General features: G+C 60.8%; 22 protein-coding genes. 5 read left to right on the top strand and 17 right to left on the bottom strand.

Going from position 1 to position 26,033, the window contains the following annotated elements:
• Positions 1-182: 182 nt before the first annotated feature.
• The 5 genes from fabG to BMZ57_RS00305 form a co-directional block, all read right to left on the bottom strand.
• On the bottom strand, positions 183-926 hold the full coding sequence (fabG, locus tag BMZ57_RS00325; protein ID WP_005790544.1) for a 3-oxoacyl-ACP reductase FabG: 744 nt from the start codon (positions 924-926) through the stop codon (positions 183-185).
• A gap of 24 nt (positions 927-950) precedes the next feature.
• Entirely contained in the window at positions 951-1,889 is a 939-nt protein-coding gene (gene fabD / locus BMZ57_RS00320) for an ACP S-malonyltransferase (protein ID WP_021491483.1), read from the bottom strand.
• 126 nt (positions 1,890-2,015) lie between these two features.
• A complete protein-coding gene (gene plsX / locus BMZ57_RS00315; protein WP_021491482.1) occupies positions 2,016-3,026 on the bottom strand; it encodes a phosphate acyltransferase PlsX in 1,011 nt (336 codons plus the stop codon).
• 4 nt (positions 3,027-3,030) lie between these two features.
• Positions 3,031-3,213, bottom strand: coding sequence for a 50S ribosomal protein L32 (gene rpmF, locus BMZ57_RS00310; RefSeq protein WP_003179396.1), 183 nt, complete (start codon positions 3,211-3,213; stop codon positions 3,031-3,033).
• A gap of 13 nt (positions 3,214-3,226) precedes the next feature.
• Positions 3,227-3,757 (bottom strand): YceD family protein, encoded by a 531-nt coding sequence (locus BMZ57_RS00305; protein WP_010208374.1) that lies wholly within the window; start codon positions 3,755-3,757, stop codon positions 3,227-3,229.
• Positions 3,758-3,862: 105 nt separating this feature from the next.
• Here BMZ57_RS00305 and BMZ57_RS00300 point away from each other — a divergent pair, with 105 nt between their 5' ends.
• The gene (locus BMZ57_RS00300; RefSeq protein WP_010208372.1) at positions 3,863-4,441 is read left to right on the top strand and encodes a Maf family protein; all 579 of its coding nucleotides are present in this window, start codon (positions 3,863-3,865) and stop codon (positions 4,439-4,441) included.
• Positions 4,442-4,574: 133 nt separating this feature from the next.
• On the opposite strand, the gene BMZ57_RS00295 is transcribed toward BMZ57_RS00300, so the two are convergent.
• The 3 genes from BMZ57_RS00295 to rluC are packed head-to-tail and all read right to left on the bottom strand — an operon-like array spanning position 4,575 to position 7,188.
• Entirely contained in the window at positions 4,575-5,558 is a 984-nt protein-coding gene (locus BMZ57_RS00295) for a S49 family peptidase (RefSeq protein ID WP_069673251.1), read from the bottom strand.
• Between the two features lie 21 nt (positions 5,559-5,579).
• Complete coding sequence (locus BMZ57_RS00290; protein ID WP_010208369.1) at positions 5,580-6,242, bottom strand: HAD-IA family hydrolase; 663 nt, start codon at positions 6,240-6,242, stop codon at positions 5,580-5,582.
• A complete protein-coding gene (gene rluC, locus BMZ57_RS00285; protein WP_033901273.1) occupies positions 6,229-7,188 on the bottom strand; it encodes a 23S rRNA pseudouridine(955/2504/2580) synthase RluC in 960 nt (319 codons plus the stop codon). The genes BMZ57_RS00290 and rluC overlap by 14 nt, the downstream gene beginning before the upstream one ends.
• 759 nt (positions 7,189-7,947) lie before the next feature.
• On the opposite strand from rluC, the gene rne reads away from it, so the two are divergent.
• Positions 7,948-11,103, top strand: a complete 3,156-nt coding sequence (gene rne / locus BMZ57_RS00275; RefSeq protein ID WP_217628732.1) for a ribonuclease E — start codon at positions 7,948-7,950, stop codon at positions 11,101-11,103.
• Between the two features lie 171 nt (positions 11,104-11,274).
• Here the strand turns inward: rne and BMZ57_RS00270 are convergent, their stop codons facing one another.
• From BMZ57_RS00270 to BMZ57_RS00260, 3 genes are all read right to left on the bottom strand, one after another.
• On the bottom strand, positions 11,275-11,865 hold the full coding sequence (locus tag BMZ57_RS00270) for a nucleotidyltransferase family protein (protein WP_010208366.1): 591 nt from the start codon (positions 11,863-11,865) through the stop codon (positions 11,275-11,277).
• Positions 11,862-12,848 carry an XdhC family protein gene (locus BMZ57_RS00265; protein WP_010208365.1) on the bottom strand — a complete coding sequence of 329 codons (987 nt, stop codon included), beginning with the start codon at positions 12,846-12,848 and terminating at the stop codon, positions 11,862-11,864. Before BMZ57_RS00265 ends, BMZ57_RS00270 begins: the two co-directional genes overlap by 4 nt.
• Before the next feature lie 140 nt (positions 12,849-12,988).
• Positions 12,989-14,320: a dicarboxylate/amino acid:cation symporter gene (locus tag BMZ57_RS00260; protein WP_010208364.1), complete on the bottom strand. Its 1,332-nt coding sequence runs from the start codon at positions 14,318-14,320 to the stop codon at positions 12,989-12,991.
• Positions 14,321-14,659: 339 nt separating this feature from the next.
• Here BMZ57_RS00260 and BMZ57_RS00255 point away from each other — a divergent pair, with 339 nt between their 5' ends.
• The gene (locus BMZ57_RS00255) at positions 14,660-15,658 is read left to right on the top strand and encodes an AraC family transcriptional regulator (RefSeq protein WP_010208362.1); all 999 of its coding nucleotides are present in this window, start codon (positions 14,660-14,662) and stop codon (positions 15,656-15,658) included.
• 136 nt (positions 15,659-15,794) lie between these two features.
• On the opposite strand, the gene BMZ57_RS00250 is transcribed toward BMZ57_RS00255, so the two are convergent.
• From BMZ57_RS00250 to BMZ57_RS00240, 3 genes are read right to left on the bottom strand one after another with little or no spacing between them, the layout of a single operon-like run.
• On the bottom strand, positions 15,795-17,141 hold the full coding sequence (locus BMZ57_RS00250) for an ATP-binding protein (RefSeq protein WP_010208360.1): 1,347 nt from the start codon (positions 17,139-17,141) through the stop codon (positions 15,795-15,797).
• Positions 17,138-17,815, bottom strand: a complete 678-nt coding sequence (locus BMZ57_RS00245; RefSeq protein ID WP_010208358.1) for a response regulator — start codon at positions 17,813-17,815, stop codon at positions 17,138-17,140. The genes BMZ57_RS00250 and BMZ57_RS00245 overlap by 4 nt, the downstream gene beginning before the upstream one ends.
• 18 nt (positions 17,816-17,833) lie before the next feature.
• Positions 17,834-18,142: a hypothetical protein gene (locus tag BMZ57_RS00240; protein WP_045791711.1), complete on the bottom strand. Its 309-nt coding sequence runs from the start codon at positions 18,140-18,142 to the stop codon at positions 17,834-17,836.
• Between the two features lie 146 nt (positions 18,143-18,288).
• Between BMZ57_RS00240 and BMZ57_RS00235 the strand changes: the two genes are divergently transcribed.
• The gene (locus tag BMZ57_RS00235) at positions 18,289-19,005 is read left to right on the top strand and encodes a 4'-phosphopantetheinyl transferase family protein (RefSeq protein ID WP_021491476.1); all 717 of its coding nucleotides are present in this window, start codon (positions 18,289-18,291) and stop codon (positions 19,003-19,005) included.
• Here the strand turns inward: BMZ57_RS00235 and BMZ57_RS00230 are convergent.
• Positions 19,002-20,612 carry an ATP-binding protein gene (locus tag BMZ57_RS00230; RefSeq protein ID WP_069673253.1) on the bottom strand — a complete coding sequence of 537 codons (1,611 nt, stop codon included), beginning with the start codon at positions 20,610-20,612 and terminating at the stop codon, positions 19,002-19,004. The two genes, BMZ57_RS00235 and BMZ57_RS00230, sit on opposite strands and share 4 nt — an antisense overlap.
• On the bottom strand, positions 20,609-21,334 hold the full coding sequence (locus tag BMZ57_RS00225; RefSeq protein ID WP_010208352.1) for a response regulator: 726 nt from the start codon (positions 21,332-21,334) through the stop codon (positions 20,609-20,611). Before BMZ57_RS00225 ends, BMZ57_RS00230 begins: the two co-directional genes overlap by 4 nt.
• Before the next feature lie 553 nt (positions 21,335-21,887).
• Here BMZ57_RS00225 and BMZ57_RS00220 point away from each other — a divergent pair.
• Complete coding sequence (locus BMZ57_RS00220) at positions 21,888-24,785, top strand: ribonucleoside-diphosphate reductase subunit alpha (RefSeq protein WP_010208351.1); 2,898 nt, start codon at positions 21,888-21,890, stop codon at positions 24,783-24,785.
• Positions 24,786-24,895: 110 nt separating this feature from the next.
• On the opposite strand, the gene BMZ57_RS00215 is transcribed toward BMZ57_RS00220, so the two are convergent.
• Entirely contained in the window at positions 24,896-25,966 is a 1,071-nt protein-coding gene (locus BMZ57_RS00215) for a hypothetical protein (RefSeq protein WP_069673254.1), read from the bottom strand.
• Positions 25,967-26,033: the final 67 nt, after the last annotated feature.

Here is a 26,033-nt window from a genome sequence, read left to right as displayed (position 1 = left end):
AACTCCTAATGGACAAATTCAGGCAGCTGGCCAGTGGGTAAGTGTATAGAAAGCCATTTCAGCTTTTCAACTGAAAGCTTCACCCTGTACCCGGTCGGCCACCTGCCTATAAATTAAGTTGCAGCTTTATAACGGATTTTAGACAGCTCGTATGACATTTTTTTGAAGCGATCCGTCACAATTTAACTCATGTACATCCCGCCGTTCACCGGGATTGTAGCCCCAGTCACGTATGCCGCACCGTCGGATGCCAGGAAAGTGACCACATTCGCGATCTCTTGAGCCTGGCCCAAACGGCCCAGCGGAATCTGCGTCAGCAAGGCTTCACGCTGTGCTTCCGGCAGTTCGCGGGTCATATCGGTGTCGATGAACCCTGGGGCCACCGAGTTGACCGTAATCGACCGCGAGCCGACTTCACGTGCCAATGCACGGCTGAAACCTTCCAGACCGGCTTTGGCAGAGGCGTAGTTTACTTGGCCTGCGTTGCCCATGGCACCCACTACGGAGCCAATATTGATAATTCGACCCCAACGCGCCTTGGTCATGCCGCGCAAAACGCCCTTGGACAGGCGAAACAGACTGTTCAAGTTGGTGTCGACCACGTCGTACCACTCGTCGTCTTTCATGCGCATCATCAGGTTGTCGCGGGTGATACCGGCGTTGTTCACCAGAATCGCCGGCGCACCGAACTGTGCGGTGATCTCGGCCAGTACGGCAGCCACGGACTCATCACTGGTCACGTTCAGCTCAAGGCCGGTACCTTGCACGCCGTTTTCCTTCAGGGTCGCGGCGATACGCTCGGCACCCGAAGCGGACGTAGCGGTGCCGATCACAACGGCGCCCTGACGGCCCAGTTCCAGGGCGATCGCCTGGCCAATGCCACGGCTTGCGCCGGTAACCAGTGCAACTTTACCTTGCAGACTCATGCAGGCTTCTCCTTAGTTCGGGGATTAGGCCAGTGCCGCGCGAGCGGCAGCGAAGGCATCCGGGGTATTGAGGTTGGCAGTCGACACGCCGTCGGCGCACCGCTTGTTCAGGCCGGCCAGGACTTTGCCCGGACCGCACTCGACCAGCTCGGTGGCGCCATTGGCCGCCAGGGTCTGGACCGATTCAACCCAACGTACGGGCTTGTAGAGTTGCTCCAGCAGGTCGCGCTTGAGAGTGTCGAGGTCGGCAGCCACGGCTGCACTGACGTTCTGCACCAACGGGATCTGCGGTGCCTGCCAGTTGATGGCGGCGATGGACTCGGCAAAACGCTCGGCTGCCGGGCGCATCAGCTCACAGTGCGACGGCACGCTCACCGGCAACGGCAGGGCACGCTTGGCGCCACGGGCCTTGCAGCCTTCGATGGCACGCTCGACCGCCGCCTTGGCACCGGCGATGACCACCTGGCCAGGGGAGTTGAAGTTCACGGCGCTGACCACTTCGCCCTGGGCCGCTTCGGCACAGGCTTCGATCACCACGGCATCGTCCAGGCCCAGGATAGCGGCCATACCGCCCTGCCCGGCCGGAACGGCTTCTTGCATCAGTTGGCCACGGCGCTCGACCAGCTTGACCGCCTCACCGAGGGTCAGGCTGCCCGCTGCCACCAAGGCGCTGTATTCGCCCAGGCTGTGACCCGCGACAAATGCCGGACGCGCGCCGCCTTCCGCCAGCCACAAACGCCACAGGGCGATCGAAGCGGTCAGGATGGCCGGCTGGGTTTTATCGGTTTGATTGAGCTGCTCTTCCGGCCCTTGCTGGGTCAGTGCCCACAGGTCGTACCCCAGGGCGTCGGACGCTTCTTTAAAGGTGTCCAGGATCAGCGGGTATTGCGCGCCCAGCTCGGCCAACATGCCGAGGGACTGCGAACCCTGCCCTGGAAAGACGAATGCGAGGGATGTAGACATGTAACAAGCCCCTAATGATCTGGTCGTCAAAAATGCGCACGCCTACGGTGGGAGTGCACGAAACTGACAGATTGGATGGTCAATTGAACTGGCCGGTCACATTTAAGCACTCCCGAGCCGATTCGCCTAAGGCAACAGGTCCTCAAGACGGCCGTGCAAGCGTTGCGGCAGGTTTTCCTGGATCTCGATCAGGGCCCGCGCAATCGCGCTTTGAAAGCCTTCAACGCCCGCAGAACCATGGCTCTTCACCACAATGCCCTGCAAGCCCAGAAAACTCGCACCATTATGCCGCGCTGGCGCCAGGTCGGCCTGCAGGCGGCGCATCAACGGCAGCGCCAGGGCGCCGACCAGGCGCGACGCGAGGTTCTGCTTGAACAACGCCTCGATGCGCGTGGCGATCATGGTCGCCAGGCCTTCGCTGGATTTGAGCAGGATATTGCCGACAAAACCGTCGCACACCACCACATCCGCCTCACCGCGATACAAGCCGTCACCCTCGACAAAGCCGATGTAGTTCAAGCCGCGCGCACCCTGCAACAACGTAGCGGCGAGCTTGACCTGCTGATTGCCCTTGATGTCTTCGGTACCGATATTCAGCAAGGCCACCCGTGGGCGGGCCACGCCAAGCGCTTCGGCGGCCACCGAGCCCATCACGGCGAACTGGAACAGGTGCTCGGCACTGCAATCGACATTCGCGCCCAGGTCCAGCAGTTGACAATAGCCCTTCTGCGTCGGAATCGCCGCCACCATGGCCGGCCGATCAATGCCGGGCAACGTTTTCAGCACAAAGCGCGACAGCGCCATCAGAGCCCCGGTATTGCCGGCACTGACACAGGCTTGCACCTTGCCATCACGCAGCAGCTCAAGCGCCACCCGCATCGAAGAGTCGGGTTTGCCACGCAGGGCCGCCGCCGGCTTGTCATCCATGGTGATGGTTTCGCTGGCCGGCGTAATCGTCAGGCGCGCGCGATCCACCGCCGGATGGCTGGCAATCAGTTCTTCAAGGAGGGAGGGTTGACCGACGAGGGTCAGGTGCAGCGAGGGTGTAGCGGACAGGCTGGCAATGCAGGCCTGAACAATGCTGCGGGGACCGAAGTCCCCGCCCATTGCGTCTATCGCGATGACTAGAGCAGACAAGTGATTACTCGTCAGCGCCCTTGTCGATCACTTTACGGCCACGGTATACGCCTTCTGGCGATACGTGGTGACGCAGGTGAACTTCACCGGTGGTCTTTTCTACGGACAGGGTGCTTGCCTCGAGAGCGTCGTGCGAACGGCGCATGTCACGGGCGGAGCGGGATTTTTTGTTCTGCTGAACAGCCATAATTGATTAACTCCTAAACGTTTGGGTCACGCTTTAACTGCGCCAATACACTGAACGGGTTGGACCGCGTTACCTCGTCCTCGCTCGGTTCGGGCTCGTCATCGAGGCCCGCCGGCTGCTGGCATTCTTCCGGATGATGAGCAGGCACAATGGGCAAGGCGAGCAGAAGCTCCTCCTCGATCAGTGCATGCAGATCCAAAGGATCTTCGCCCAGTTCCAGCACGTCATAACCTTTCGGCAACGACTGGGTATTCGCACCCTCCTTCACCACAGCATAACTGCACTCGCTGTGGATCGGCAGGGTGACCAGCTCAAGACAACGCTGGCAAACCATTTTGACTTCGGTGTCGATAAAGCTGTGGATTACCACAGACTTACGTTCATCTCGTTCAAAAACGAATTTGGCCTGCACCCTACCGACAGTGTCGGAAAGCGGGTCGCAGAGTCTCTCCAAATCGGCCAGCAGCAACTCACCTTGAAGGGAAGTGCCACGATCAGCCAATTTGCGCGGGTCAACGTGAGGTGGAATCGGGTCATTCAACATAGGCGCAGCATTATAGGGATGCAACCAGCCATGTCAAAGGAAATTCAGCCCTGTGCGTCAGCCGGTCACCCCGCTAGAATCCCCGGCTGCCCTGAGGAGACGCCCATGCTGCCTTTATTACTCGCATCCAGCTCGGTTTATCGCCGGGAATTGCTGAGCCGCCTGCACCTGCCGTTCATCTGCAGCTCGCCGGATATCGACGAAAGCCACCGTGCGAATGAATCCGCCATTGAGCTGGTCAAGCGCCTGGCCGAAGAGAAGGCACGCGCGCTTGCGGCCAGCCATCCCGGGCATTTGATTATCGGCTCCGACCAGGTGGCTGCGCTCGACGGCCGGATCATCGGCAAGCCGCACACGTTCGAGAACGCGCGCGAACAACTGTTGGCCGCCAGCGGCAAGCGTGTCAGCTTCCTCACCGGCTTGGCGCTGCTCAACAGCAAGACAGGGCACTGCCAGGTGGACTGCGTACCTTTTACTGTGCACATGCGTGAGCTGGACGCTGAGCGCGTTGAGCGCTACCTGCGGATTGAGCAGCCGTACGACTGCGCGGGCAGCTTCAAGGCTGAGGGGCTGGGTGTGAGCCTGTTCCAGAGTACCGAAGGGCCGGATGCAACCAGCCTTATCGGCCTACCGCTGATCCGCCTAGTAGACATGCTACTGGTCGAAGGCGTGCAGATCCCTTAAGCCCACCACAAAACCAATTGTGGGAGCGGGCTTGCTCGCGAATGCGGTGTATCAGTCACTGATGTGCTGATTGAACCACCGCATTCGCGAGCAAGCCCGCTCCCACATTTTGAGCGATGCCAGCCTCAGGATTTCAGCGCAGAGTCGGACCCTGGAAGCCCATATACAGCGCCAGCTTCTCCGCCACACTCGCTCCGAGCTTCTTGGAGAACCGATCAAACGGCGATTCCTCAACCGTGAAATCCACCAAATCCTTCTCGCCAATCACATCCCGCGCCACCGAACTGGCACTGCCCAGCCCGTCGATCAAGCCAAGCGGCAACGCCTGCTCGCCCGACCACACCAGACCGGAGAACAGCTCGGGGTGGTCCTTATCCTTCAGGCGGTCGCCGCGCCCCTGCTTCACGCTGGCGATGAACTGGCGATGGGTGGTGTCGAGCACGCCCTGCCAGAACTGGGTTTCATCTGCCTTTTGTGGTTGGAACGGGTCGAGAAATGCCTTGTGCTCACCCGAGGTGTAGGTACGACGCTCCACCCCCAGCTTCTCCATGGTGCCGACAAAGCCATAACCGGCCGCCGTTACACCAATGGAACCCACCAGGCTGGCCTTGTCGGCGTAGATCTGGTCAGCGGCACTGGCGATGTAATAGGCCCCCGAAGCACCCAAGTCCGAAATCACGGCGTACAGCTTGATATCAGGGTGCAGAGCACGCAGGCGACGAATCTCGTCATACACATAACCGGACTGCACCGGACTCCCGCCAGGGCTGTTGATGCGCAGGATCACGCCCTTGACCTTGGGGTCTTCAAACGCGGCACGCAGGCTGCTGACGATATTGTCGGCACTGGCGGGCTCCTTGTCGGCAATCACCCCGCGCACTTCGATAAGGGCGGTGTAGTTGGCACCCCTGGTAGCGCTTTTTTCCATGTCCATCAACGGGCTGAACAGCGCCAGCATGGCGATGAGCCAGATAAACGTCAGCAGCTTGAAGAAAATCCCCCAACGCCGTGCACGACGCTGTTCCTGGACGCTGGCCAGGAGGGTCTTCTCCAGTAGCTTCCAGCTTTTATCATCGCTATTTTCAGCCTTTTCGGGCGCTTTCCACTCGTCACTCATGCCATCAACCCCAACAAAGACTTATTGGGCCCGGCTGAGCCAGGCCTGCAATTCGGAAAAATGATCAATCGTCAGGCGCGGCTCGTATTGCTGCAACGCCTCGGCAGCCTGGGCGCCATAGCTGACCGCCACACTGTCCATGCCCGCATTGCGCGCCATCATCAGGTCGAAGGAAGCATCCCCCACCATCAGCGCCTGGCGTGGCGAGACGCCGCAATGGGCCAGGATCTGCTCCAACATCAGAGGGTGGGGCTTGCTGGCAGTTTCATCGGCGGCGCGGGTGATATCGAAATAATCTTCCCAGCCGTGAGCCTTGAGCACCCGGTCCAGCCCGCGACGCGCCTTGCCGGTGGCGACCGCCAGGTGATAACCCTCGGCGCGGAACGCCTCCAGGGACTGCACCACACCGTCGAACAATGGAGAAGGCGTGGCCTCCAGGGCGATGTAGTGATCGGCGTAGTGATCGCGAAAGGTGACCAGTTCAGCGTCGCTGATCTCGGGATACAAAGTGCGAATCGCCTCAGGCAGGCCCAGACCAATGATGCCCTTGACCGCGTGATCCGTGCACGGCGCATAGCCCGAGCGAATCGACGCTGCGTGCATCGATTCGACTATCCGGCCAATGGAGTTGGCCAGGGTGCCATCCCAGTCGAATATCAGCAGTTTGTAATCAAGGTGCGACACTCAAACGCTCCACGGTCTTGGCCCACATCTCATCGACCGGCGCCTGCAGCTTCAACTCGCCACCATCGGGCAGCGGCACAGTGAGCATGTAGGCATGCAGGAACAGGCGCTTGCCGCCCAGGTCACGGATTTCCTTGGAGAAATCCTCGTCACCGTATTTGGTATCGCCAGCGATGCAATGGCCCGCATGCAGGGTGTGCACGCGAATCTGGTGAGTACGGCCGGTTACCGGCTTGGCCTCGACCATGGTGGCGAAGTCACCGAAGCGGCGCAGCACCTTGAACAGGGTCAGGGCTTCTTTGCCCTCTTCGTCCACTTCCACCATGCGCTCGCCGGAACGCAGGTTGCTCTTCTGCAACGGCGCGCGGACGCTCTTGATGGAGCTGGCCCAGTTGCCGCGCACCAGCGCCATGTAGCGCTTGTCCACGCCATCGCCACGCAGGGCGGTGTGCAGGTGGCGCAACATGCTGCGCTTCTTGGCAATCATCAGCAGGCCCGAAGTGTCACGGTCCAGGCGGTGGACCAGCTCCAGCTCCTTGGCGTCCGGACGCAACTGACGAAAGGCTTCGATCACGCCGAAATTCAGGCCGCTGCCGCCGTGAACCGCAATGCCACAGGGCTTGTTGATCACGATCAGCTTGTTGTCTTCAAAGACGATCGACGCTTCAAGGCGCTGCAACAAGCCTTGGGCCAATGGCACGGGCTCATCACGCTCAGGCACGCGAACCGGCGGCACACGGACGATATCGCCCGCCTGCAACTTGTACTCGGGCTTGATCCGGCCTTTGTTCACCCGCACTTCACCTTTACGCAAGATGCGGTAAATCAAGGTCTTGGGCACGCCTTTGAGCCTGGCCAGGAGAAAATTGTCGATGCGTTGGCCGGCATATTCCGGCGAGACCTCGAGCAGCTGGACGCTGGGGGTCTGGGGGGCGGTAGTCGTCATGGCGGCGATGATAACAATTTTTTATGGAATTGAAGCACTTAATCATTGCTGCTATAGTCGCGAACGCCGCCAAAAGCGGCCTGGACAGAGGACATGCGGCAAACTGCCGGCCCTGACCATCGCAATTCATCAGGACGCGAGGCCGTCCTACGGGGCTTTCGCCACCCTGGAAGGCTCAAGATTGTAACAAGCGCAGGTGACATGAGGCCTGAAGCGAGTGCAGAAAGCAGAGTGAATACTCGCGTTCCGCGCCGATATTTACGGCCAGTTCACAAAGTGCAGTCAGTCTTGAACCAGACCACGGCGAATACTTCGGAAACAACGCCTGTTAAGAGCTGAGTGAGAGCGCAACCGCCCACACCTAGTCTTGTTTAGCCATGAGCGTGGACTCCCCATTGGAGAACACGGTAAATGCCAACCCGCTGCGGATTCTGCGCGCGGCAGCACCCGAATTATCAGGGATACGTGTAGGGTGGAGATGCACAACCGTCGGACCGTGTAGCACTAGGCTTATATTTAGACGCTTCATCTCGTCCACAGTCGCCGGTTGATTCCTCCTCCTGACCTTAGCTTTTGTTGAAGTGGTGCCTTTGTCACCACCGCTAACAAGCAGGACGCGTCCGTCGCGATACCGGCCCAATTGGCTGGTTTTTGCTGGACACTGGAGTGGCCAACCACTCTTGACGCACCTGACACCGACCGTGAGAAGTCGTGTGTGCCGAACGCCGTTTCCGGCAGCCCGGAAACCGACGGTACAACATGAAAAGAATGCTGATTAACGCAACTCAACCCGAAGAGTTGCGTGTTGCACTGGTAGATGGCCAACGCCTCTACGACCTGGACATCGAATCCGGTGCACGCGAGCAAAAGAAGGCCAACATCTATAAAGGCCGTATTACTCGCATCGAACCAAGCCTTGAGGCTGCCTTTGTCGATTTCGGCTCCGAGCGCCACGGCTTCCTGCCCCTCAAAGAAATCTCCCGCGAATACTTCAAGAAAGCCCCTGAAGGCCGCGTGAATATCAAGGACGTCCTGAGCGAAGGCCAGGAAGTCATTGTCCAGGTAGAAAAAGAAGAACGTGGCAACAAGGGCGCTGCCCTGACCACTTTCATCAGCCTGGCCGGCCGTTACCTGGTCCTGATGCCGAACAACCCACGTGCCGGCGGCATTTCCCGCCGCATCGAAGGCGAAGAGCGCAACGAACTGCGTGAAGCGCTGAACGGCCTGATTGCACCAGCCGACATGGGCCTGATCGTTCGCACTGCCGGCCTGGGCCGCAGCAGCGAAGAAATGCAGTGGGACCTCGACTACCTGCTGCAACTGTGGACCGCCATCAAAGAAGCGTCCCTGGATCGTTCCGCGCCGTTCCTGATCTACCAGGAAAGCAACGTGATCATCCGCGCCATCCGCGATTACCTGCGCCAGGACATCGGCGAAGTGCTGATCGACAGCGTCGAAGCCCAGGACGAAGCCCTGACCTTCATCCGCCAGGTCATGCCGCAGTACGCCAGCAAGATCAAGCTGTACGAAGACAGCGTCCCGCTGTTCAACCGTTTCCAGATCGAAAGCCAGATCGAGACCGCCTTCCAGCGCGTGGTCGAACTGCCTTCCGGTGGCTCCATTGTGATCGACCCGACCGAAGCCCTGGTGTCCATCGACATCAACTCGGCGCGTGCGACCAAAGGCAGCGACATCGAAGAAACCGCCCTGCAGACCAACCTGGAAGCGGCTGAAGAAATCGCCCGCCAGCTGCGCCTGCGTGACATCGGCGGCCTGATCGTGATCGACTTCATCGACATGACCCCTGCCAAGAACCAGCGCGCCGTGGAAGAGAAAGTCCGCGAATGCCTGGAAGCTGACCGTGCCCGCGTACAGGTCGGCCGCATTTCGCGCTTTGGCCTGCTGGAAATGTCCCGTCAGCGCCTGCGTCCTTCCCTGGGCGAGAGCAGCGGCATCGTCTGCCCGCGTTGCAACGGCACCGGCATCATCCGTGACGTTGAATCGCTGTCCCTGGCGATCCTGCGCCTGATCGAAGAAGAAGCCCTGAAAGACCGCACCGCTGAAGTCCGCGCGCAAGTGCCGATCCCGGTTGCCGCCTTCCTGCTCAACGAAAAACGCAACTCGATCACCAAGATCGAACTGCGCACCCGTGCCCGTATCGTCATCCTGCCGAACGATCACCTCGAAACCCCGCACTTCGAAGTGCAGCGTCTGCGTGACGACAGCCCGGAAGCCCACAGCGGCCAGTCCAGCTACGAAATCGCCGCTGCCGCAGCCGAAGTGGAAGAAGTCCAGCCAGCCGCCGCGACCCGCACCCTGGTTCGCCAGGAAGCCGCGGTCAAGACCGCGCCGGCTCGCGCCAACGCTCCGGTGCCGACCGAAGTCGCCGCTCCGGTTGCCGCACCGGCCGCCCTGCCTGAACCAAGCCTGTTCAAAGGCCTGGTGAAGTCGCTGGTCAGCCTGTTCGCCACCAAGGAAGAGCCTGTTGCTCCGGTTGTGGTCGAAAAACCGGCTACCGAGCGTCCTGCGCGCAACGAAGAGCGTCGCAACGGTCGTCAGCAGAGCCGTAACCGCAACGGCCGCCGTGACGAAGAGCGCAAGCCGCGCGAAGAACGTGCGCCGCGTGAAGAACGCGCCCCACGCGAAGAGCGTGCACCTCGCGAACCCCGTGAAGAAACCCCGACCGTAGAACGTGCACCGCGTGAAGAACGCACACCGCGCACTCCACGTGCCCCACGCGAAGATCGCAAGCCACGTGGCGAGCGCGAAGAACGCGTGCGTGAACTGCGCGAGCCGCTTGACACCGCGCCAGCCGCTGCCGGTGTTGCCGTTGCTGCTGAAGAACGCCCGGCCCGCCAGCCGCGTGAAGAGCGTGCGCCACGCGAAGAACGCCAACCTCGCGCCCCGCGTGAAGAGCGTCAACCACGTGCCGAACAAGCGGCTGCTGCCAGCGATGAAGAGGTACTGACCGGCGAAGAGCAACTGCAGGAAGACGGTCAGGAAGGCGCCGAAGGCGATCGTCCACGCCGCCGCTCCCGTGGTCAGCGTCGTCGCAGCAACCGTCGTGAGCGTCAACGTGATGCCAACGGCAACGTGATCGAAGGCTCGGAAGAGACCGGCGAAAACACAGAAGCCGCTACCAGCGAACCGACTGGCGCCGAACTGGCTGCCGGCTTGGCCGTTACCGCTGCCGTTGCCAGCTCGGTCATCAGCGCACCGGCTGAAGCCCAGGCTCACGAGCAGGCTGAACGCGCTACCGCAGCGGTCGAAGACACCGTCACCGTGGAAGCACCGGTTGCCGAGACGCCAGCCGTTGAAGCACCTGCTGTTGAAGCGCCGGTTGCTGAAACGCCAGTCGTAGAAGCGTCGGCTGTCGAAGCACCGGTTGTCGAAGCCACCACCCCAATCGAAGCGCCGGCTGTTCCGGAAGTGGAAGTTGCCCCGGTTCAAGAAGCCCAGCCAGAAATTGAAGTGGCAGCGGTTGAACAAGCGCCAGTGGTTGAGCCTCAGCCAGTGGTCGAAGCAGCGGTTGTCGAAGCAGCCCCAGAAGTACGCGAAGTTCGTGAAGAACAGACCGCCTTCCAATGGACTGCCGAGCCTGCCGCACCGGTTGAAGCGCCAGAACCTGCCCCTGTGGTAGAAGAAGCGCCAGCGCCGGTTGCCGAAGTCGTGGTCGCCGAGCCAACCCCAGTGGTTGAGCCTGCTCCGGTCGTAGAACCTGCGCCCGTGGTTGAAGCTCCGGTAGTTGCCGAAGTGGCAGCACCGGTGGTTGAAGCAGCCCCGGTCAGTGCACTGACCGAAAACGGCCGTGCCCCGAACGACCCACGTGAAGTGCGTCGTCGTCGCAAGGAAGCTGAAGCCGCAGCAGCTGCCGCGGCACAGGAAGCAGAGCACGAGAGCAAACCTCTCGCCTGATTCCAGCAGCGACTAAAAAGCCCCGCCTGAGTGATCAGGCGGGGCTTTTTTATAACAATCTGAAAGCTATCGTAGATTCACGGTGGGAGCGGGCTTGCTCAAGAATGCGCCGGGTCAGGCAGAGCTGCAGTGACTGACCCAGCGCATTCGCGAGCAAGCCCGCTCCCACATTTAGCCCGAGGTGAAACTCAGGGAGTGCGGCAGGTCGACATCCCATAACACGCCGGGGTCATTTACCTGCACCTGCCTCACTGCAGCGTGCGCAAACAACGGCTTGGCCCCACGATCACCGGTCAACGCCATCAGCCCCGGCCCAAATGCCTGGCTAAATGCCACAGGATGCCCATATTGCCCATCCTGCATCGGCACACTGATGCCGCCCTCCTCCAGCCCATCGATCACCTGCTCAATGCTCGACGACCGAATAAACGGCATATCCCCCAACACCACCAGCCAGCCGTCCGCCGCAGCACTGGCTGCAACCGCCGCCGCAATACTGTCGCCCATGCCGGCTGAGCGCAGCAGCAGGACCTTGCAACCGCAGGCCTCGGCCAAACGAATCACTTCATGACGGTCCGGCGACGTCACCACCCAACGCTCAACCACAGTAGCCGGCAGATTCACCAGCACCTGCTCGATCACCGGCCGCGTCATGCCATCCAGGCCTACACAATCAGCCAGCAACTTATCCTGGCCAGCACCCGCCACGGCGCGGAAGCGACTGCCCTGCCCCGCCGCGAGCACAATCGCAGTGACTGTCACTCAGCCACCACCGGCAATGGCTTCTTCTGCATCGGGGCCACACCGTTCTTGATCGCGACAATTTCCGCCATCAGTGACAACGCGATCTCCGACGGGGTGTGGCTGCCGATATGCAAGCCGATCGGCCCATGCAGGCGGGTGATCGCTTCCGCCGATAACCCCAGCGCGGCGAGGTTTTCCCGACGCTTCTGACTGTTGACCCGCGACCCCAGGGCGCCGATGTAGAACGCCGAGGAGTTCAGCGCCGTCAGCAAAGCCATATCATCCAGGCGCGGATCATGGGTAAGGCACACAATGGCCGTGCGCTCATCGGTCTGGATGTTGAGCACAGCCTCGTCGGGCATGCCCGGCACAAAGCGGCCGTGCTGTTCTTCCCAACCGTAGACGAACTCATCACGCGGGTCGCAGATCAACACCTCGAAATCCAGCAAGCGCGCCATCTCCGCCACGTAGCGTGACAGTTGCCCGGCACCGATCAACAGCAGGCGCCAGCGCGGGCCGTAGATGGCACGCAGGCGTTCGCCGTCGAAGGTGACCACATCGGTCTTGCTTGCACTGCTCAAGGTGACGTCACCACTGGCCAGGTCCAGCTCACGTGCGACGATCTGATGATCTTCACAGCGCGCCAGCAGTTCCGACACCCACGCCCAGTCGCGCACACGCTCTTCGGTCAGGCGCAAGGTGCCCCCACAGGGCAGGCCAAAACGCGCGGCCTCATCGCGGGTAACGCCGTAGGTCACCAACTGGACCGGCGGCCCGTCTGCAGGCAACCGGCCATCCTGCAGGCGTGCAATCAAGTCGTCCTCGATGCAGCCGCCCGACACCGAGCCGATCACCACCCCGTCCCCCCTCAGCGCCAGCATGGCGCCCGGTGGACGCGGGGCACTGCCCCAGGTCTGGACAACGCTGTACAACACCACTCGCTGCCCGGCACGGCGCCATTCGAGCACGCTGCGCAGGACGTTCAAATCCACACTGTCCACATAACCTCCTGCAAGCGTTACAACCTATTCACTTACTGTAAAACAAAAGCTGCCAAAGTAATGCGCCAGAAACGCAAACGCCCCGAACCAGTCGGGGCGTTTGTACGTTGCTGTCGGCGTTAGTTCACGCCAGCAGCGGCTTACTTGACGACAGGTGCAGGGCCTTCGGCCACGCCCAGGTCATCCAGTTCGCGGGTTTCCGAGATACCGGTACCGCCGGACGCCAGCTCGCTTTGCAGCTTGTCGGTGTCCAGTTCCTTGACCCACTTGGCCACAACGATGGTGGCAACGGCGTTACCGACAAGGTTGGTCAGTGCGCGGGCTTCGGACATGAAGCGGTCGATACCCAGGATCAGCGCCAGGCCGGCAACCGGCAGGTGGCCTACGGCCGACAGGGTGGCAGCCAGTACGATGAAGCCCGAACCGGTCACGCCTGCAGCGCCTTTGGAGGACAGCAGCAGCACCAGCAGCAGCGTGATCTGGTGGGTAATGTCCATGTGGGTGTCAGTCGCCTGGGCGATGAACACGGCAGCCATGGTCAGGTAGATCGAAGTACCGTCGAGGTTGAAGGAGTAGCCGGTTGGAATCACCAGGCCTACTACGGATTTCTTCGCGCCCAGACGCTCCATCTTGATCAGCATGCGCGGCAGTGCGGACTCGGAAGACGAAGTACCCAGAACGATCAACAGCTCTTCACGGATGTAGCGGATCAGTTTGATCACGCTGAAACCGTGGGCGCGGCAGATACCACCCAGTACCACCAGCACGAACAGCAGGCAGGTGATGTAGAAGCAGATCATCAGCTGGCCCAGCTGCACCAGGGAACCTACGCCGTAGGCACCGATGGTGAACGCCATGGCGCCCAGGGCACCGATTGGCGCGAGCTTCATGATCATGTTGATGATGTTGAACATCACGTGGGCGAAGCGATCGATGAAGTCCAGCACCGGCTTGCCGTAGGCACCCAGGCGGTGCAGGGCGAAACCGAAGATCACCGAGAACATCAGCACTTGCAGGATGTCGCCGTTGGCGAAGGCGCCGACGATGGTGTTAGGGATCACATTGAGGATAAAGCCGACGATGCTCTGGTCTTTACCGGCGGTGACGTAGGCCGCCACTTTGGAGGCGTCCAGGGTCGCTACGTCGATGTGCATGCCGTTACCCGGTTGCACGACGTTTACCACGATCAGGCCAATCAGCAGCGCAACGGTAGACACGATCTCGAAGTACAGCAGCGCGTAGCCGCCGGTCTTGCCCACCGATTTCATGCTTTGCATGCCAGCGATGCCACTGACAACGGTGCAGAAGATGATCGGGGCGATGACCATTTTGATCAGTTTGATGAACCCGTCACCCAGCGGCTTGAGGGCCACACCGGTCTGCGGGTAGAAGTGACCGAGCAAAATACCGATAACGATTGCAACGATCACCTGGAAGTACAGGGATTTGTAGATTGGCTGACGAGTCGTCATTGCAAAGTTCCTCAATCGTCCCGTGTGGCAAATATCCGCCATTGCCCACGACACTTGAATTGCGAACCCTCCTGCACTGGAGGGATTTGTTGTTTGCGAGCCCTGTAGGAACAAGGCTGCGCTGTAATCCCTATCGCAAACGCCGTGCCACTTTGCTGAAAAGCTCTGAAGGCCCTTAGACATCAGGGCCTGGCGTTTTGAGACGCCCTCCCAGGCAGCGAAACAAGTGGCGGATTTCCGCCCACTCGACCCATCCCGTCCTACAATTTGGCGGATATCCGCCTTGTGACCGCAGCCGGGGCTGGCTACCATCGGCCCCTCCATGGACGAGGCCTCCGCATGCGTGAACGTACCATCGCCAGCCATTACGCCCGTGCGGCCCTCGGCGGGGCGCGTCGGGCCGGCTATGACTACTCGGGCCTGCTGCAACAAGTGGGCATCACCCCGGAACTGCTGACCGAACCCCGCGCCCGCATCGCGCCGGAGCAGTTCACTCGTTTGCTGCAAATGCTCTGGCTGGCGCTGGACGACGAATACCTGGGGTTCGCCGACGGTCCGAGTAAACGCGGCACTTTCGCCATGATGTGCCACGCGCTGATCCATTGCCGCACGCTGGAGAAGGCTCTGGAACGCGGCTTATTATTTTATAGCCTATTCCCACAAGGCCCGCGCTGGCAGCTGACACGCGAAGGCGAAATGGCCCGCTTGAGCCTGGACGACTCGCAGCTATGGGACCCGGAGCATTTCTTGAGTGAGTGCCTGCTGGTGATTTGGCATCGCCTGGGCAGTTGGCTGATCGGCCAACGCATCCGGCTGCACCAGGCCACCTTCAGCTACCCGCAGCCGGCTCACGCCAGCGAATATGACCTGCTGTTTCCCTGTGCCCAGGTATTCGGTGCACCGAACAGCAGCCTGGTGTTTCCCGCGCGTTACCTGAACCTGCCGCTGTTGCAGGATGAACGCACGCTCAAGCACTTCCTGGAACGCTCCCCCGCCGATCTGCTGTCGCGGCCGGACGAAGGCGACAGCTTGAGCAGCCAGCTACGCCGCTTGCTCAGCCGCGACCGCAGTCCCTGGCCGGACCTGGAAGCCGTCGCCCAGCACTTGCACATCAGCCCCCAGACCCTGCGCAGGCATTTGCGTGAAGAAGGCACCAGCTTTCAGGCACTCAAGGATGAGCTGCGGCGGGACATCGCCATCTATCATTTGGGCCGCGCAGACTTGTCGCTGCAGGAGATTGCCGAGCAGCTGGGCTTTTCCGAACCGTCGGCGTTTCATCGGGCGTTCAAGAAGTGGACGGGGCTGACACCGGGGGCTTACCGGGCCCAAGAGAGTTAGAGCTGTATGGCCTGGAAGACCCCCATCGCGGGCAAGCCCGGTTCCCACAGTGGATAGGGTTTACACATTGTGATTCGAACCCCATCCACTGTGGGAGCTGGCTTGCCTGCGAGGAGGCCCGCACGGCCAGTAACGATCACAAGGCCGGAAAATGAATCTTGAACGCCGCCCCGCCCAAAGGCGAATCGCCCAAGGTCAGCCGTGCACCGTAGCTTTCAATGATGTCCTTGACCACCGCCAAGCCGATCCCCTGCCCCGGATGCTGGCGGTCCAGCCGCTCGCCCCGCTGCAGAATCCGGGCGCGCTGATCCGGCGGCACACCTGGCCCATCATCCTCGATGCACAACTCGCTGCCTTCGAGGTTTTCCGCGAAGCTGATGCGCACCTCGCTCAAACATAAGCGGTAGGCGTTTTCCAGCAGGTTGCCGAGCAACTCCAGCAAAGCGCCCTTCTCAATCGGCACGTCGCACTCTTCCGGCAGCTCAAAGGACACCGTGACACGTTTGTCGCGGTAGACCTTGTCCAGCGTATCGCACAGGCTTTGCAACACCGGCTCCAGGCGCACCTGGTGACGCACCAGGCCGCTCTTGCGCAGGCTGGCGCGTTGCAGTTGGTAGCTGATCTGCTGGCTCATGCGCTCGATCTGCGATTGCAGCACCCAGGCCTGGTCGCGGTCTTCCGGGCGCTGGGCCATGTCTTCGCTCACACCTTGAAGTACCGCGAGCGGGGTTTTCAGGCTGTGGGCCAGGTCGTCGAGGGAGTCGCGGTAACGCGCCCGTTGCTCACGTTCGCTGTGCAGCAAGCGGTTGAGGGAACCGGTAAGGCGCAACAATTCACGGGGGTGTTGTTCGGATAGGCTTTCGCGGGTGCCACCTTCGATCTGGTCAAGTTCCTGGCTCAGGCGCCGCAGGGCCTGCAGGCCCCAAGTCAGGCCCAGCCACAGCAAGGTCAACAGCACCAGCAACGCTGCGCCGAAGCCCAGGTAGAGGTTTTCGCGCAGGCCTTCGAGGGTCAACTGGTATTCGCGCACCGGTTGCAGGGCGACAATACTGAACGCCGCGCTCTTGCCGCCCAGCAGCCGGACCTCGACGTCATAGACGAAGAATTCCTGGCCGTTGGCCTCACGGATCCGCGCGAATTCGTTACCGCGCCCGTCGTAGCGCGGCTTGTAGTTGATGTTTTCTTCCTTGGTCGCCCGCGAACGCCACACCAGATGGCCTTCGCGATCGTAGATATAGCCGAGCAGGCGGCTGTCGGTGAGGTTGAAGCGCTCGTCCGGCAATTGCGCCGGCATCAGCAGGCGGTTGTTTTCAACCCGTGCGGCAGAGATCAGCGTCGTGACGTCCGACGCCAGGCGCTGCTCGATGGAATCCTGCAACGCCAGGCTGAACGCCCCTTGCATGGCGGGCAACAAGCCCAGCATGAACAGCACGGCCAGGGTGGCGGCCGCCAGCATCAAGCGCACGCGAAGCGAGCGAATCAACGGCAGCGCTCGTTGAACAGGTAGCCGAGGCCACGCACGGTGTCGATCGGCTTGAACCCGGCCGGGCCTTCCAGCTTGCGACGCAGGCGGCCGACCAACACTTCGATGACATTCGGATCACGCTCGTCGTCATCCGGGTAGAGCTGTTCCATCAAGCGGTCCTTGGCGACCACCTGCTGGTGATGGCGCATCAGGTACTCAAGGATCCGATATTCGTAGGCCGTCAGCGCCAGGGGCTGTTCGTCAAGGGACGCCTGCTTGCGATTGAGGTCCAGCAGCAACGGGCCCGCAACAATCGTCGACTGGGTAAACCCGCTGGAGCGGCGCAGCAAGGCGTTCATCCGCGCCTCCAGTTCTTCGAACTGGAACGGCTTGACCACATAGTCATCAGCACCGGCTGCCAGGCCTTCGACCTTGTCCTGCCAGTTGCCACGCGCGGTGAGGATCAGGATCGGGAAGGTCTTGGCCTGGGTACGCAGTTGGCGGATCAGGTCCAGCCCCCCCATGCCGGGCAGGCCCAGGTCGATGATCGCCAGGTCATGGTTGAACTGCCCGGTCTGGTACAGGGCCTCTTCGGCATTGGCCACAGCCTCGACCACATGCCCGCTGTCGGTCAGGCGGGTAAACAGGTGATGACGCAGCAGCGCCTCATCTTCCACCACCAGCAATTTCATAAAGCTCTCCAAGGCAAATCAACTGTCCGACAGAGGGATATCATAGCGGCCCTGCAGGTCTTGCGGGCGCAGTTTAGTGCCATTGAACTGACCCGTCAGGTGTTCATAACCGGCGCGGTAGCCCGGCTGAGGGATTGCAAGGCCCAGGGACTGGCCCCAGGGCGCGGGTTGGCTGCCCACTTCTTCGAAGCTGACACGCTGGAGCAAGGTGCTGGATTTCTTGGTTTTCTCACCGCCGAACGCGGCGAAGGCACCGTCGGCGGCCTGGACCCCGGCGGTGGCACTGAGCATGGTTAACGCCAACATCAGCTGTTTGATCGCAGTCATGGTGATACCTCTATGCGTTTGGCTGTTGCCTTTGTGTGAGTCCCAGACTACGCAGGCGCCCCTGAACTCCCCCTGAACAGGCTCTGAACCTCACCTGAACCGCAGCGGGCTATCCTGTTGCCCATCAACTCGGCAAAATACCGCCCATGAATTCCCTACCCGCTTGCTGCACCCCACTCGACGCCCATTGGCCGCTGCCCGTCCCCTTGCCGGGTACGGTGTTTCTCAGCACCCGCTTTGATCCGGCTTTATTGACGGCCGGCGATTTCCAGCGCAGCGCCGTGCCGCCTCCGGCCAGCATCCAGCGCTCGGTGGCCAAGCGTCAGGCCGAGTTCCTGGCCGGCCGACTGTGCGCCCGCGCCGCGCTGAAACAGCTCGATCACCTCAACTATATCCCCGCCATCGGTGAAGACCGTGCGCCGGTGTGGCCTGCGCATATCTGTGGCTCCATCACCCACAGCACCGGGCATGCCGCCGCGATTGTCGCGCACACGGCGCAATGGCGCGGGCTGGGGATGGACCTGGAGAATGTGCTGACACTGGAGCGGGCGGAGCGCTTGGCTGGGGAGATCCTCACGGCCGATGAACTGCAACGGATGGCGACGCTGCCGCGAGAACAGATCGCACAGCTGGTGACATTGACGTTTTCGGCCAAAGAGAGCCTGTTCAAGGCGCTGTACCCGATCGTGCAAAAGCGCTTCTATTTTGAGCATGCCGAAATGCTGGAGTGGTCCGACGCGGGCCAGTTACGGCTGCGGTTGCTGACAGACCTGTCCAGCGAGTGGTGCCACGGCAAAGAGCTGCACGCGCAGTTTTCGGTGAATGATGGGCAGTTGCTGAGCCTGGTCGCCATCCAGGCTTAGGTTTTCTCCTGATCCCTCGGCCAACTCAGACTGAAGCACGCCCCACCCAAATTGTTGCTCTTGCTGATCAACGCCCGCCCGCCGTGCCAATAGATAATCCGTCGCACGATCGACAGCCCTAACCCATGCCCGCCGGAGGCACGGGTGCGGCTGTCGTCCAGGCGCAGGAATGGCGTGAAGATGCGCTCCCAGGCACTCTCAGGCACACCGGGCCCATCATCTTCGACATCGATGCGGCAGCGCACCTGGCCCACCTGATAACTGATCAACACGTGGCCCTGGGCATGACGCATGGCATTGCTCACCAGGTTCTGCAACGCACGGTGCAGGTAACGTGGCTCAGCATCCACCCAGGCATCATCCCAATGGGCCGAAGACAGGCAAATGCCCCGGCTTACACTGACCTGCGGACGCAGTGGCGATAATTCGCCTATGACCTGATCGAGCAGCGCATCGAGGTCGACCCGCTGGAAATTCAACTCTGGCGAGCCTTGTTCCAGCCGCGCGTAAGTGAGCATTTCATCGACTAGGCCATCGAGGACCTGGATATCGCTGTCCATGCCTTCCAGGTATTTGCGCCGCGCCTCGGCCGTGGTGGCATCACCAACCATCTCCAGGCCGAAACGCAAGCGCGCCACCGGCGTGCGCAATTCGTGGGACACCGCGCGCACCAGTTCACGCTGGATCGCCAGCAACTGCTGTAAGTGCTCGGCCATGCCATTGAAGGCGGCGGCCAGGCGCCCCACCGAGTCAGCACCACGGGCCGGTACGCGGACTTCCAGGTTGCCCTTGGCGATGCGGGTGGCGGCGGCTTCCAGGCCGCGCAGCCGCCGTTCAAGCTGGCGCACCAACAGATAGACGATCAAACCGATCAGGGTCAGGCCGATCAACGTAATCAGGATCAACCATTGCGCCGGGTAAGGGTTCATTTGATACAGCGGCCCGAGTTCCAGCACCCACGGCGTACCGACCATGCCGGCAAACACGCGGATCGAGTCGCCGCCCTTGCCCAGGGCCATCACCGTGTCGCCTTCCGAGACGCGGCGGCGCTGGTCTTCGTCCATGTCGGCCTGGTCGAGGGTCATCAAATGCATATCGAAGCCAAACCCCTTGGCTTCTTTTATATCCGCCAGGCGCTGCGGCTGTTCAGCCACGGGGAAGCGCACCAGCTCGTCGGCGAGCAGGTAGATCGTCGCACGCGCCAGCTGTTCGCTGATCTGCTGCACTTCCCCCATGAGCACAAGCTGCGCCTGATCATTGACCAAACGCAGCACTCGCGCGGCGTGGGGCCCGGTCTGCTCCACCAGCACCTGGCCGCGTTGCAGGCGATTGCGTTGGCTCAAATCCAGTTGCGCATCGGCCAGGGGGCGCAGTTCCAGCGGGATACCGAGCAAACGCTCCCACACCGCCAGGGCCCGTTGCCGCTCGATGGGGCTCATGGGTTGCAGGTTATCGCCCATCAAGGCGAAGGTGCCGTGGGCCAGGCGCTCGCGGTATTGGCCGCTGCGCACCTCGTTGAGCAGGTGCAGGGCCAGCACGCCGAGCAGGGCCACCAGGATCAGCGCCGCGCACATGCCACCGTAGATGCGCAGGAAGATCGAGTTCACAGCGGCATGTCGGCGGCGGCTTCGGGGACGAACAGATAGCCTTTGCTGCGGATGGTCTTGATCAGGCGCGGGTGGATCGGGTCGTCACCTATCTTGGGGCGTATGCGCGAGATACGCACGTCAATGGAGCGGTCCTGACCGTCATAGCCGATGCCGCGCAGGGCGATGAAGAGTTCTTCGCGGGACAAAATGCGCCCGGCATTGGCCACCAGCAGCCACAACAGGTCGAACTCGGCGCTGGTCAGCTCGATGCCGTCATTGTTCAGCCAGGCTTCACGCAGGGCGTTGTCCACCACCAAGGGGCCGAATTGCAGGCGGCGCTGGTTCTCCACGGCAACCGGTTCGGTCGGTTCGCTGCGCCGCAGCAGGGCCTGGATGCGTGCCAGCAACAGGCGCGGGCGCACGGGTTTGCACACGTAATCGTCGGCTCCCATGTCCAGGCCCAGCACCTGGTCCATGTCATCGGTACGCGCGGTGAGCATCAGGATCACCCCGTCATAGCGCTGGCGCACCTTGCGGCAGATGCTCAAGCCGTCTTCGCCGGGCAGCATCAGGTCGAGGATCACCAGGTCCGGCTGTTCGGCGATGATGCGCGCCGCTGCCAGGGCGCCATCGCCTTCCACGGACACCTGCAGGCCATTGCTCTCCAGATACTCACGGGTCAATTCGGCCAGTCGCTGGTCGTCTTCGACTATCAATACCTGCCAGGCTTCTTGCTCCACGGGTGACCTCAATGTCTGTCATAAAAGGCGGGCATGATCTGGGTAACTGCGTAGCCCGATACGGTCGATTGTAGCCACGGGCCAGCCCTCAAACACAAGCCGGGAAATCCATTCGGTGATCGCGTTTTTTTGTGATAGGGTTCGCGCCCTTCGAAAATGGGCAGGTTGTTTTAAGCCCGAAACAATTAATGACAAACGGCGTAATCCAGCAGCAATGCGGCCTACACGCCCATTCAACCTTTCTTACACATTTTACCCACAGCGTTATCCACAGGTTACTGCGTTGCTAACCCCTCAAAAACGCATTATCTTGTACCTCGGCACTGAATAAGACCCTACATGTGGGGTTTTTCAAGAAAGCGCCCAACCACACAAGTGGCAAGAAATTCAAGCGTTTTATTGCTACCGCAGCATGGAACCAACCGATTTTCAGTAGACCAAACCGCTCACGCGGATGGCAGCTGTTTCCCATCCCCGATATGGAAAACGGTACGGGTGTTGCAGGAAGAGCCTGGCACTCGCAATCAAATATAGAACGTGGAGACAACCCCCCATGCAAACCGACACAACTCGCGAGAACCCGCAAGGCTCCGTGCAGCAGGCCGCCGATTCGAACCTGGATCTGTCAGCCACCGCACCCGGCCAATTGCGTGTGATCAAGCGTAACGGCACTGTCGTCCCTTACACCGATGACAAAATCACCGTCGCCATCACCAAAGCGTTTCTTGCAGTTGAGGGCGGCACCGCTGCTGCCTCGTCGCGCATCCACGACACCGTTGCCCGCCTGACCGAACAAGTCACCGCGACCTTCAAGCGTCGCATGCCTTCGGGCGGCACCATCCACATCGAAGAAATCCAGGACCAGGTCGAACTGGCCCTGATGCGTGCCGGCGAGCAGAAAGTTGCCCGCGACTACGTGATCTACCGTGATGCCCGCTCCAAGGAGCGCGCTGTACGTGCCCCGGCTGAAGAAGCCGCCGTACAGGCTCACCCATCGATCCGCATCACCCTGGCCGACGGCACTTTTGCGCCGCTGGACCTGGGTCGCCTGAACACCATCATCACCGAGGCCTGCGAAGGCCTGGAAGAAGTCGACGGTGACCTGATCCAGCGCGAAACCCTGAAGAACCTGTACGACGGCGTGGCCCTGACCGACGTCAACACCGCCCTGGTGATGACCGCCCGTACCCTGGTTGAACGCGAGCCGAACTACTCGTTCGTGACCGCGCGCCTGCTGATGGACACCCTGCGTGCCGAAGGCCTGGGCTTCCTGAAAGTCGCCGACAGCGCCACCCACCACGAAATGGCCGACCTGTACGCCAAGGCCCTGCCTGCCTACATCGCCAAGGGTATCGAATTCGAATTGCTGAACCCGATCCTGGCCACCTTCGACCTGGAAAAACTCGGCAAGGCGATCAACCACGAGCGTGACCAGCAGTTCACCTACCTGGGCCTGCAGACCCTGTACGACCGTTACTTCATCCACAAGGACGGTATCCGCTTCGAACTGCCGCAAGTGTTCTTCATGCGCGTGGCCATGGGCCTGGCGATTGAAGAGAAGCAGAAAGAAGACCGTGCCATCGAGTTCTACAACTTGTTGTCGTCCTTCGACTACATGTCGTCGACCCCAACCCTGTTCAACGCCGGCACCCTGCGTCCACAGCTGTCCAGCTGCTACCTGACCACCGTGCCGGATGACCTGTCGGGCATCTACCACGCGATCCACGACAACGCCATGTTGTCCAAATTCGCCGGCGGCCTGGGCAACGACTGGACCCCGGTGCGTGCACTGGGTTCGTACATCAAGGGCACCAACGGCAAGTCCCAGGGCGTTGTGCCCTTCCTGAAAGTCGTGAACGACACCGCCGTTGCGGTCAACCAGGGCGGCAAGCGCAAAGGCGCTGTATGTGCCTACCTGGAAACCTGGCACATGGACATCGAAGAGTTCATCGAGCTGCGCAAGAACACCGGTGATGATCGTCGTCGCACCCACGACATGAACACCGCCAACTGGATCCCTGACCTGTTCATGAAGCGTGTCTTCGATGACGGCAAATGGACCCTGTTCTCGCCATCCGAAGTCCCGGACCTGCACGACCTGACCGGTAAAGCCTTCGAAGAGCGCTACGAGTACTACGAAGCCCTCACCGAATACCCAGGCAAGGTCAAGCTGTTCAAGACCATCCAGGCCAAAGACCTGTGGCGCAAAATGCTGTCCATGCTGTTTGAAACCGGCCACCCATGGCTGACCTTCAAAGACCCGTGCAACCTGCGCAGCCCGCAGCAGCACGTGGGCGTGGTCCACAGTTCGAATCTGTGCACCGAGATCACCTTGAACACCAACAAGGACGAGATCGCCGTTTGCAACCTGGGCTCGATCAACCTGCCGAACCACATCGTCAACGGCAAGCTGGACACCGCCAAGCTGGAGCGCACCGTCAACACCGCAGTACGCATGCTCGATAACGTGATCGACATCAACTACTACTCGGTGCCACAGGCGCAGAACTCCAACTTCAAGCACCGTCCAGTGGGCCTGGGCATCATGGGCTTCCAGGACGCGCTGTACCTGCAGCACATTCCTTACGGTTCGGATGCTGCGGTCGAGTTCGCCGACAAGTCCATGGAAGCGGTCAGCTACTACGCGATCCAGGCTTCCTGCGACCTGGCCGACGAGCGCGGCGCCTACGAGACGTTCCAGGGTTCGCTGTGGTCCAAGGGCATCCTGCCGCTGGATTCGCAACAGATCCTGATCGAAGCCCGTGGCCAGAAGTACATCGACGTTGATCTGAACGAAACCCTGGACTGGGCGCCGGTACGTGCCCGCGTGCAGAAAGGTATTCGCAACTCCAACATCATGGCCATCGCACCGACCGCCACCATCGCCAACATCACCGGCGTATCGCAGTCGATCGAACCGACCTACCAGAACCTGTATGTGAAATCGAACCTGTCGGGCGAATTCACCGTGATCAACCCGTACCTGGTTCGCGACCTGAAAGCCCGCGGCCTGTGGGACTCGGTCATGATCAACGACCTGAAGTACTACGACGGTTCCGTGCAGCAGATCGAGCGCATCCCGCAAGAACTCAAAGAGCTCTACGCGACGGCCTTCGAAGTGGACACCAAGTGGATCGTTGACGCCGCCAGCCGTCGCCAGAAGTGGATCGACCAGGCCCAGTCCCTGAACCTCTACATCGCCGGCGCTTCGGGCAAGAAGCTGGACGTGACCTACCGCATGGCGTGGTACCGTGGCCTGAAAACCACTTACTACCTCCGCGCCCTGGCCGCGACCAGCACCGAGAAGTCGACCATCAACACCGGTAAGCTGAACGCTGTTTCCAGCGGTGGCAACCACGGTGATGATTCGGTGCTTGCAGCGCCAGCCGGCCCGGCGCCAGTGCCAAAGGCCTGCGCGATTGACGAGCCGGATTGCGAAGCTTGCCAATAAGCTGAGGCAGTTCCGGGTTTAATCACCCGGAACTGAAAAACCCCCGATATACCCCGGATTCACTGGGGTTTATCGGGGGTTTTTATTGGCCAGGACGAAAGACCGGAACCTCAGAACAACACGGTCGCCATACCCGACTGGGGCACCCCACCGCGTCGACCCCACAACTCAATTCGACCATCGATCACCGCCATCGAATGGCCTCCGTACTCCACCGTCCCCACCTTGCTGCTTCTCAAATCAGAGTCCGTCGCCGGCCTGTAGTGCCCCTTGAGACCCAAGCGGTTTAGCCCCTCGCGCGAGCCCTCACCATCGTTGAGGCTGTTCATTGCAGCCTGGAAGCTTCGCCCCGCCGTGCCATCGTTGTTTTCCATCTGTGCCCGCTTCGCGCTCGCTGCATACATGAAGTTGGCGTCCGTGATCATCTGCGGATCATCTCCCTTGAAACGAGCTTGAGTGGCAGCCTGCCTCAATTCATCTTTAGTAAAAGAAACCTTGACCCCATCTCGCATGGTCACGTCATAGCCACTGCCCGTCTCCCTCACCTCTTTGAACACGTCGGTGGGTTTCTGCCCGAACTGCATCATCGCGGCCTTGATTGACGAAACAGTCACGCAGTTTCCATCAGGCCCCTGGCTGAATCCGCTCCAGATATTGTCTGGCTTTTTACCTGGGTTACTGTTGTCAGGTTTGTAGTTGAAATATTTAGCACCCTCGGTAATGGGCTTGTTGCTCATGACGTCGGCGGGCCCAAAGCCTTGCGGGTTGACTCTATTGCCGCCTCCTCCCCCCCCTCCGCCTCCACGTGGAGAGGGTGCTGGAGAGGGGGGCTCCAAAGGCGAATCATCTGGAAATAGATCCGGAAACAGGGCCTTCAGCCACGCCCACCAGGCATCAGCCTTATCTTTCTTCAGCTCCTCAAGGACCTCCTTGAATTTCTCGTCACCCAGTTCCCCTCGTACTTTATTCAGCTTGTCACGCAGATCCCGTACGACCTGGCTCTTTGACGTTTTCTCGGCATCTTCAATTTCTTTGAGCAACTGACTGATAGCTTGTTTATTGGACCCTACGTCCTGCGTTGTAGTGTCCGAACGACGTGCATCTAGCGGGTAACTCCCACCCCAGGCAACGTTGCGACGTGCACCTCCAGCCTCTTGGGCGGATGCTGACGAACTCCACATACCAAACCCTCCCCATATGATCCAAACGACCTACGCCTGAATGAGTGGAAGGAGCGATGTGATACGT

This window comes from Pseudomonas simiae (genome assembly GCF_900111895.1).
Lineage (GTDB): Bacteria > Pseudomonadota > Gammaproteobacteria > Pseudomonadales > Pseudomonadaceae > Aquipseudomonas > Aquipseudomonas simiae.
The sequence above is the reverse complement of the archived record's forward strand: the minus strand, read 5'-3'. Positions and strand labels throughout refer to the sequence as shown.

What these genes read in the sequence shown, in the direction of transcription:
- fabG (WP_005790544.1), bottom strand. Translation starts at nt 926, where the DNA reads ATGAGTCTGCAAGGTAAAGTTGCACTGGTTACCGGCGCAAGCCGTGGC.
- fabD (WP_021491483.1), bottom strand. Translation starts at nt 1,889, where the DNA reads ATGTCTACATCCCTCGCATTCGTCTTTCCAGGGCAGGGTTCGCAGTCC.
- rpmF (WP_003179396.1), bottom strand. Translation starts at nt 3,213, where the DNA reads ATGGCTGTTCAGCAGAACAAAAAATCCCGCTCCGCCCGTGACATGCGC.
- BMZ57_RS00305 (WP_010208374.1), bottom strand. Translation starts at nt 3,757, where the DNA reads ATGTTGAATGACCCGATTCCACCTCACGTTGACCCGCGCAAATTGGCT.
- BMZ57_RS00300 (WP_010208372.1), top strand. Translation starts at nt 3,863, where the DNA reads ATGCTGCCTTTATTACTCGCATCCAGCTCGGTTTATCGCCGGGAATTG.
- BMZ57_RS00295 (WP_069673251.1), bottom strand. Translation starts at nt 5,558, where the DNA reads ATGAGTGACGAGTGGAAAGCGCCCGAAAAGGCTGAAAATAGCGATGAT.
- rluC (WP_033901273.1), bottom strand. Translation starts at nt 7,188, where the DNA reads ATGACGACTACCGCCCCCCAGACCCCCAGCGTCCAGCTGCTCGAGGTC.
- rne (WP_217628732.1), top strand. Translation starts at nt 7,948, where the DNA reads ATGAAAAGAATGCTGATTAACGCAACTCAACCCGAAGAGTTGCGTGTT.
- BMZ57_RS00260 (WP_010208364.1), bottom strand. Translation starts at nt 14,320, where the DNA reads ATGACGACTCGTCAGCCAATCTACAAATCCCTGTACTTCCAGGTGATC.
- BMZ57_RS00255 (WP_010208362.1), top strand. Translation starts at nt 14,660, where the DNA reads ATGCGTGAACGTACCATCGCCAGCCATTACGCCCGTGCGGCCCTCGGC.
- BMZ57_RS00245 (WP_010208358.1), bottom strand. Translation starts at nt 17,815, where the DNA reads ATGAAATTGCTGGTGGTGGAAGATGAGGCGCTGCTGCGTCATCACCTG.
- BMZ57_RS00240 (WP_045791711.1), bottom strand. Translation starts at nt 18,142, where the DNA reads ATGACTGCGATCAAACAGCTGATGTTGGCGTTAACCATGCTCAGTGCC.
- BMZ57_RS00235 (WP_021491476.1), top strand. Translation starts at nt 18,289, where the DNA reads ATGAATTCCCTACCCGCTTGCTGCACCCCACTCGACGCCCATTGGCCG.
- BMZ57_RS00220 (WP_010208351.1), top strand. Translation starts at nt 21,888, where the DNA reads ATGCAAACCGACACAACTCGCGAGAACCCGCAAGGCTCCGTGCAGCAG.
- BMZ57_RS00215 (WP_069673254.1), bottom strand. Translation starts at nt 25,966, where the DNA reads ATGTGGAGTTCGTCAGCATCCGCCCAAGAGGCTGGAGGTGCACGTCGC.